A 2,257-nucleotide genomic window follows, 5' to 3' on the forward strand; every position below is an offset into this window, starting at 1 on the left:
GGAACTGCGCGCCGCGGCGGGCGCCCGCAACCAGCCGGCGCGCATGTTCGCCCAGATCGCACAGACGCTGTTTGCCGCGAGGCCAGGCTCCGTCCAGGGGTTGCTCGACTCGGTGCTCCTTACCGGCGCGGACTGGCGCGAAGTCGAGGCGCCGCGACAACGTCCGGCCCGCCGTCACCAGGCCCCTGCCGGTGCTCATGATCGCCGGCTTGTTCGCTGGCCGGCCTCACGCGAAGCCGCGCACCGCGCTGCCGCCGCCATCGAGCCCATCCGGCAGGAGGTTGTGCCGGCCGCCATCTTCGTCGCCCCGGAAACCGCTGTCGAACGCCGGATCACCGCGGTGTGGGAGGAGACTCTCGGGGTTCAGCCCATCGGTGTCACGGACGACCTGGTAGCCCTGGGAGGAGACTCGCTCACCGCGGCGTTGATTTGCGTGAGGCTGCGCGAGGCCGATCTGCTCCTGACCGTCAGCGAACTGCTGCAGCAGCCGACCGTTCGAGGCTGCGCCCGTCTGGCGCGTCCCGCCGCTTCAGCCGCCGCGCTCACTGACGGTCCGGCCGATAGCGGCGCGCCGCTTGCCGCGTCGCTCGGGCAGGGGCGCGTCTGGGCAGCCGAGAACATCCAGCAGCACACCAACAACCAGGTCATCCCCACCGCCCACCACATCACCGGCCCCCTCGATCTCGGGCGTCTTCGCCGGGCGCTCGAGGACGTCGTTGCCCGGCACCCGGCGCTGCGCACCACGCTGGATGACCGCGACGGACAGGTGCGATGCCGCCTGACAGCGACTGCCGCCTTCGACCTCGAGTGCACCGACCTCATGGACGGTCCGGCCCTGGGGCGCGATGAGGCGGCCGAGCGGGCCGCGCGCGCGTTCTTCGCGACGCGCTTCGATCTGGAACAGGGGCCGATGCTACGTGCTGTCGTGCTCCGCCTGGCGGCCGACAGGCATCTGCTCCTGATGTCCGCGCACCACAGCGCCTGTGACGGCTGGTCCATGGAGGTCGTGCACCGAGACCTCAGCATCGCCTACACCGCACCCGGCGCGCGCGCAGATCCACCGCCGGCACCGTTCTCGCATTACCAGCGATCCCTGGCCGTCCGCATCGAGCGCGGCGACTTCGACGCCGCCGTCGAGGAGATCCACCACGCGCTTCGTCCGCCACCGGCGAGGGCGGCGCTTCGGGTGTGGGATGCGACGGGCTCAGCGCCGCACCATGTGCGGTTCGAACTCGACCTGCCCTTGACGCACAGCGTGCGGGCCGCCGCCCAGGGCCACGCCACGACGCCGTTCCATCTCTACCTGGCCGCCTTTCAGCTCCTGCTCGCCGCGGCCGCCGACACCACGTCGCTGGTAAGCGGGACCCCGGTGGCCAACCGGCACGATCCCGCCTACGCCGACACCGTGGGCTTCATCGCGAACCTGGTGCCCATCCGTGCCCGGATCGATTGGTCGGCAGACCTCGGCGTCCACCTCCAGACGGCCATCGCCTCCAGTACCCGCGCGCTGAGGCACAGCGACGTCCCCTACGGGCTCCTCACCCAGACCCATCCCGCCCCGGGCGGCCTGTTCGACAACCTGTTCACGCTGCAGCCGCCCGCGTTCCATCCCCTCGCCCTGGACGGGTGCCAGGTGACCCCCGTCGAACCCGCGCAATGGCCCCAGCCCTACCCGCTCATGCTCGACCTCCGCGAGCATCTCGATGGAGCGAGCGTCCTGCTGCGCATCGACACCCGGGCTCACGAGCCCGGCCGGGCCGACTGGATCGTCGAGGCCTACCCGCTCGTTCTGCAGGCCATCAGCTCCCGGCCCGGATTGCTGCTGAAGCACCTGCGCACGGCCCTGCACCCCTCACCACGCGCATAGGGCAGCCGCTGCCTCCCGCCGGAAGGAGAACACCCGCGATGCCTGACTCCCACGATCCTGTCGCAGCCCCGAGCCGTATCACCGGGGCCGCGCACCCGGCGCCCCCCCGTACGCTCATCGAGGATTTCGACACCCAGACCGAACGAACCCCGGCCGCTACGGCGGCCGCGGACGACCGCGCTCAGGTCTCCTACCGGGCCCTTCGAACCTCCAGCATCGCCCTGTCCCGCATCCTGCATGCGCGGGGTGTCGCCGCAGGTGACCGTGTCGCGGTGCGCATGAGCCGCCGCATCCCCCTGCTGACCGCGCTGCTGGCGGTGTGGCGCTGCGGAGCCCACTACCTCCCGTTGGAACCCGCCTGGCCGGCTGCCCGCACCGGCGCCCTGCTTG

General features: G+C 71.6%; 2 protein-coding genes. Both read left to right on the top strand.

What is annotated here, in order from left to right:
• The coding region (locus AB0J09_RS62800) for a condensation domain-containing protein (protein ID WP_360713781.1) at positions 1–1,867 on the top strand (1,867 nt) is incomplete at its 5' end.
• 38 nt (positions 1,868–1,905) lie between these two features.
• The coding region (locus tag AB0J09_RS62805; RefSeq protein WP_360713783.1) for an AMP-binding protein at positions 1,906–2,257 on the top strand (352 nt) is incomplete at its 3' end.

This window comes from Nonomuraea sp. NPDC049784 (genome assembly GCF_040659615.1).
GTDB lineage: Bacteria > Actinomycetota > Actinomycetes > Streptosporangiales > Streptosporangiaceae > Nonomuraea.